Raw genomic sequence first — 5,412 nt, forward strand, 5'->3', positions numbered from 1 at the left:
TTATCTCTCAACACTTCCATTTACTAAGATTAAAGATTCCGGTTATCAGGAATACGGTACTTCTTTCCAAAGCCTAACTATTCAGAAGCATCAATATAATAAGGTTGAGGGTATACTCGGCGGTGAAATTAAAACAACTTTCTATAAGGATGAGTTCATAATTAGACCGCAAGTTCATGCCTTTATTAATTACGACTTTAAAGGTAAAACACCGGCAATCATTGCAGATCTTAACGGTCTTAATGAGCCTTTACCGGTACCGTCACCTAAACCTACTAAAATGCTGTATGATTTAGGGGCAGGGGTAGTAATTAAGAAAGGCAGAATGGAGTATGGAGTGCATTACGGGCTGAACTTAGCTAAAAAATACCATGCTCAATCCGGTACGCTAAGACTTAAAGTAAACTTCTAAAAATCCGCATCAGTTAAGGATAAGAACTATAAAATTTCTATCCTTAACTGAAATTAAATATAATTTGTAGTAAATAGATTTCTTTCCAAATTCTATTTCTAGGGGTAATTTGTATGTCGATGAGGTAGCAGAATCTTCAAGTATGTTTCTATGGGACAAAAAAGCTAAGTTGGTTGAAAATAGCATAATATAAATTTCTCATGATAAATACTTCCCATGACGTAACTTTATACCTACTGAATAAAATTCAGTCTTTTGGATTTCTTCTACTTCACAGTGAAAATATGGTTATGACAGACTCTTTTTTTAAAGATAAACACTGCACATTAGAAGGAGCCATAATATTAATATACCGGTTTTTATTTTTTAAAAATTTTCTTACTTTATCTTCAGGAGCAAACATTCTATCAATCCAAGAGCTTTTAAGGTTTTTTCCTTCTTTTTCTTCCATCTCTTCATGGAGCTCCTGTATTTTGTCTAAGTCATAAGGAAATTTTGGTTTCAGCTCTACAATTAGATCAATATCGTTAACCTGCTCAACATTGGAAACAAGACTGCCAAAAAGACCTACGTAGTTTACAAAATATAAAAAACTTTCACTGCAATTAACTTTCTGTACATGCTCTAGGAATGAGTCTAATAGAATCATGGCTTCTTTTTTTTCAGTGGTTTTAGAAATTTTGCAATACAAAAAACATTCCCTTTTACAGTAGTACGCCATGAGTTCTTTCCTCCTTCTTTACATTCCTCAATAAACCCTCTTGTTTTTAGCTCTCTTATTAACTGCTTTGCTTTGTTTTTTGATAGACGTAAGCTTTTTTTATAATAAAGAGAATCCCCACATAATGAACTTTCAAGATTTTTAAGAGTAAAAAATGTATTCATGTATATCCTTAGGAAGTCACGAACATCCTTGCACCCTATATCGCTAATAAGCTCTTTTTTGTCAATGTACATACAGAATTCTCGCAAGTTTTAGAAATAAAAGAATATAAAAGGTGGCTTCCATCATATATATAATTATATATGTTATTTTTAATGAAATTTAAAAGTGAGCTTAACGTAGCATTAATACGTAAGTATAAGCGAATCTTTATTCATTTTACTTTGGAGTATATGAAACTATAAATAATAAGTTGAATTTGTGCAAGATTTATTATATTAATATTTGTAATTATTTTTCAGGAACTGCGATAGTTTTTATGGTAATTGCATGTAGTTTTTTATTTAATATTTCAGACAGGGCGTTTTTTACTAATTTATGTTGATTAATTAAAGAAAGTCCATTAAATTGAACATCTGATATTTCTAATGCATAATGGTCTTGAACTCCTACTAAATCAGTAATTTTTATTATGCTGTTTGGAAAGGATTCCTTAAGTGTTTTTTCTAACTCTTCTGCAGATATTGCCATTATTTTATCACTTTTTAGATATAAAAGCCTAAATATTAATTAAAGTTTTTTTTGGTTAAAGTAAAGCTTTATATGAATTTTTATTATAGAATTTTAAACATTCATTGATAAACTCTACTCTTATGAATATAATAATTAATATTATTATGTCATTTATTAATTATTATGAAAAAAAAAGCTGAAGAATTAAAATTATTTATCTTAGAATGTTTGAGTGAGAAAAAAGCAGAAGATATCGAGGTAATTGATTTAACAGGAAAACATAAATTAGCCGATTATATTATATTTGCTAGCGGTTGTTCGACTAAAAATGTTGGAGCAATTGCTGAATATGTAGCTTTAGAATTAAAAAATAATGCCGGTATAAATAGTAATATTGAGGGGCTTGGTAAATCAGAGTGGGTACTAATAGATGCAGGTACTATTTTAATTAATATTTTTTATCCTGAAGCACGGGAGCATTTTAAGCTAGAAGAAATTTGGAAAAGATGAACGATCATATTCTTATTAACGTTATAATTTTACTCGGTACTGCAGTTTTTATCGTGGCTATACTTAAGCGTCTTAGATTAAGTCCGGTACTTGGTTACTTAATTGCAGGAGCTGCAATAGGTGATCACGGTTTAAAAATCGTAACATATGACCAAACTAAGTTACTAGGTGAACTTGGTGTAGTATTTCTATTATTTGCAATAGGTCTTGAGTTATCCTTCGAGCGATTAAAAGCTATGAGACGATATGTCTTTGGTCTCGGTAGTTTGCAAGTTTTAACAACTGCTATAGTAATTGCCGGTGCAATGGTACTTATAGACGGTAATAGTAGTGCGGCTATTATTACCGGCGGTGGTCTTGCCCTTTCATCTACGGCACTTGTTATGCAGGTTATTGAGGAAAATCGTAGTCAATCAACCCAAATAGGAAGAGTTTCTTTAGCTATTCTGTTACTGCAAGATTTGGCCGTAGTTCCATTGCTTGTGGTAGTGCCGCTACTTGCCGATAGTAATAAAGCTTCGCTTGCAGCGGCTCTTGGTATTGCACTCTTAAAAGCCGTAACGGCCTTACTTACAATATTTATTGTCGGTCGTGTTTTTCTTCGTCCTGTATTTTCTTTCATTTCATCAGAAAGTAATAATGCAAGTGAGTTACCTATTTCAATGACTTTGTTAATAGTACTTTCTGCTGCTTGGGCTACCGAAACATTTGGTTTGTCTTTAGCTCTAGGAGCATTTGTTGCCGGAGTATTAGTTGCAGAAACCGAATTTAGATTGCAGGCAGAAGAAAGTATTTATCCTTTCAAAAGTTTATTTTTAGGATTGTTTTTCATGACTGTCGGTATGAATATCGACGCACTAGAAATGTATGAAAAAATATCTCATATTCTTACTTTATCTATTGCTTTAATAGGTATAAAAACCTTAATCATAACAGCTTTTTGTATTTTATTCGGTTTTAATAAAGGAGTTGCTTTTTATTCAGGCTTATTATTATCGCAAGGTGGAGAGTTTGGTTTTATATTATTCAGTTTAGGTAAAGATAGTGGAGTATTAGAAGAAAGTACTGCCGATATATTATTACTCGTAGTTACTTTTACTATGGCACTTACTCCATTACTCGCAGCTTTAGGGAAAAAGATTGCCGAGAAAGTCGATAAAGGACTTGGTAAAACTCCGACTCAAATGATTGAGCTTGGGGCAAGAGATTTAACAAACCATATTATTATTGCCGGCCTTGGTAATACCGGTAAAATGGTAGCAAGAGTTTTGGAAGCGGAAGGTATAAGTTACGTAATACTTGATTTAGATGATGATAGAGTCAAAGAAGAGCTATCAAACGGTTTACCGGTTTTTAAAGGTGACGTATCGCAAGCCGATACTCTAAAGGCATTAGGTACGGAAAGAGCATTTGCTATAATACTTACTATGAATAATCAAGTAACTATTAAGAAATCGCTTAAAACAATTAGCGCTAATTATCAGGATATACCGGTTGTCGTTAAGTTAAAAAATTTAAAAAATGCTAGAGAATTTTATGATTTAGGTGCCACAACTATTATTCCGGAAAGTTATGAGACTGGATTACAAATCGGTGGAACAGTCCTAAAAAATATAGGTATTAGTGAGCAGGAAATTAATAGAATAAAAGTACAATTTAGGCTTGGTAATTATATAATAGCAAAAAAAGAGGATGCTTTATCTGAAGTGGAAGATAATGATTAAAGTTTTTATCATTTTAATTACGATAATATTATCAACAACAATTAACGCCGATAATAAAAAATTGCCTATTCCAAGATTTGTTTCAATAAAATCTAATGAAGTAAATGCAAGGAGCGGACCAACCACTAAATCTGCAGTAGAATGGGTTTTTGTTAAAAAAGGCGAACCGGTAGAAATAACTGCAGAGTACGAACAATGGCGACAAGTACATGACATTAACGGCGAAGGCGGTTGGATACATTCAAGCGTTTTATCAGGTAAAAGATCAGTAGTTATTACCTCCGATGAGGAAATAGAGCTTACCAAATCCGCAGACCCTAAAAGCCGAGTTATAGCAAAATTGATGCCCAAGGTTCGCTGCGGTTTGAAAAAATGCAAAGAACAATTCTGCCAAATTACATGTAAGAATTACACAGGTTGGATTTCTAAGAAAGTAATTTGGGGGGTATATGATGATAATGATAGGTATTAATAGACTTTTTGCCTAACCTCCTTCTAAAGGTAATTTGTACATCAAGAAGGTAACTAGTATCCTCACGTATTTATATACGCTGCGGTGGCAAGTGCTTCCGTGTTTCCAGGGGGATTCCTCTTTATAAGATAAGTTATGCAAGAAGTCTAATACTTATAATAAATTGTAAAAGTAGTTTACTATTTGAGGTTAATTTGCTATATATGCAAACTTACTAAAAATATAATTATTTATGCAAAGATATTTAGACGGTACAAATGATGTCGCATTTAAAAAATTATTTAGCGATAAAGTAAAATTAATAAATTTATTGAACTCTCTTCTTAGGTTATCGAAAGGAGATAGAATCATAGATTTAAGTTATATAACTACTGAATAATTGTCTTTATTTCTTGAAGGAAAAAGAAGCTTATTCGATCTAAAAGTTAAAGATGAAACCGGTAGATGGTATATAATCGAAATGCAGCGTAAAATGGAAAAAGATTATCTTAATAGAACGCAGCTTTACGGTTGTTATACCTATTTTAGTCAAATTAAGAAAGGTATGAAACATAGGGATTTATTGCCGGTAGTAATAATTTCTATCATAGGAACAAAAGCTTTGCCTGATGAATTGCCGTATGTTAGCTATCATCATATAAAAGAAAGCAATACCCATAAACAATATTTGTTTTCATTAACTTATGTATTTATTGAACTAGGAAAATTTAAAAAAAATGATTTTAAAGATGATACCGACGAATGGTTACATTTATTAAAATATGCTTCGCAAGAACAAGAACCGCCAAAAGAAATTAAAAATGAAATTGTGTTATCGGCATATGCAAGTTTAGAGCAATATAAATGGACAGACCAAGAGCATGATGATTATTTTGTACGGTTCTTTTGGGAGTGTTGA

General features: G+C 31.9%; 9 protein-coding genes. 6 read left to right on the forward strand and 3 right to left on the reverse strand.

From position 1 onward, the window contains the following. The coding region (locus SB78_RS05090; RefSeq protein WP_041079073.1) for an autotransporter domain-containing protein at positions 1-412 on the forward strand (412 nt) is incomplete at its 5' end. 271 nt (positions 413-683) lie between these two features. Here the strand turns inward: SB78_RS05090 and SB78_RS05095 are convergent. The 3 genes from SB78_RS05095 to SB78_RS05105 form a co-directional block, all read right to left on the reverse strand. After that, entirely contained in the window at positions 684-1,061 is a 378-nt protein-coding gene (locus tag SB78_RS05095; RefSeq protein WP_041079075.1) for a hypothetical protein, read from the reverse strand. Beyond that, entirely contained in the window at positions 1,058-1,297 is a 240-nt protein-coding gene (locus tag SB78_RS05100; protein WP_146625037.1) for a hypothetical protein, read from the reverse strand. Before SB78_RS05100 ends, SB78_RS05095 begins: the two co-directional genes overlap by 4 nt. 289 nt (positions 1,298-1,586) lie before the next feature. Then, on the reverse strand, positions 1,587-1,826 hold the full coding sequence (locus SB78_RS05105) for a BolA/IbaG family iron-sulfur metabolism protein (protein WP_041079078.1): 240 nt from the start codon (positions 1,824-1,826) through the stop codon (positions 1,587-1,589). Between the two features lie 165 nt (positions 1,827-1,991). Here SB78_RS05105 and rsfS point away from each other — a divergent pair, with 165 nt between their 5' ends. The 5 genes from rsfS to SB78_RS07290 all read left to right on the forward strand — a co-directional run bounded on the left by rsfS (position 1,992) and on the right by SB78_RS07290 (position 5,412). Further along, positions 1,992-2,318: a ribosome silencing factor gene (gene rsfS, locus SB78_RS05110; RefSeq protein WP_041079080.1), complete on the forward strand. Its 327-nt coding sequence runs from the start codon at positions 1,992-1,994 to the stop codon at positions 2,316-2,318. Then, positions 2,315-4,042 (forward strand): cation:proton antiporter domain-containing protein, encoded by a 1,728-nt coding sequence (locus SB78_RS05115; protein WP_041079082.1) that lies wholly within the window; start codon positions 2,315-2,317, stop codon positions 4,040-4,042. The genes rsfS and SB78_RS05115 overlap by 4 nt, the downstream gene beginning before the upstream one ends. Beyond that, the gene (locus SB78_RS05120) at positions 4,035-4,514 is read left to right on the forward strand and encodes an SH3 domain-containing protein (protein ID WP_041079084.1); all 480 of its coding nucleotides are present in this window, start codon (positions 4,035-4,037) and stop codon (positions 4,512-4,514) included. Before SB78_RS05115 ends, SB78_RS05120 begins: the two co-directional genes overlap by 8 nt. Before the next feature lie 232 nt (positions 4,515-4,746). Beyond that, complete coding sequence (locus SB78_RS11025; protein ID WP_241773765.1) at positions 4,747-4,893, forward strand: hypothetical protein; 147 nt, start codon at positions 4,747-4,749, stop codon at positions 4,891-4,893. Continuing rightward, a complete protein-coding gene (locus SB78_RS07290) occupies positions 4,894-5,412 on the forward strand; it encodes an Rpn family recombination-promoting nuclease/putative transposase (RefSeq protein WP_066027630.1) in 519 nt (172 codons plus the stop codon).

The sequence above is a fragment of the Rickettsia asembonensis genome, assembly GCF_000828125.2.
Classification (GTDB): domain Bacteria; phylum Pseudomonadota; class Alphaproteobacteria; order Rickettsiales; family Rickettsiaceae; genus Rickettsia; species Rickettsia asembonensis.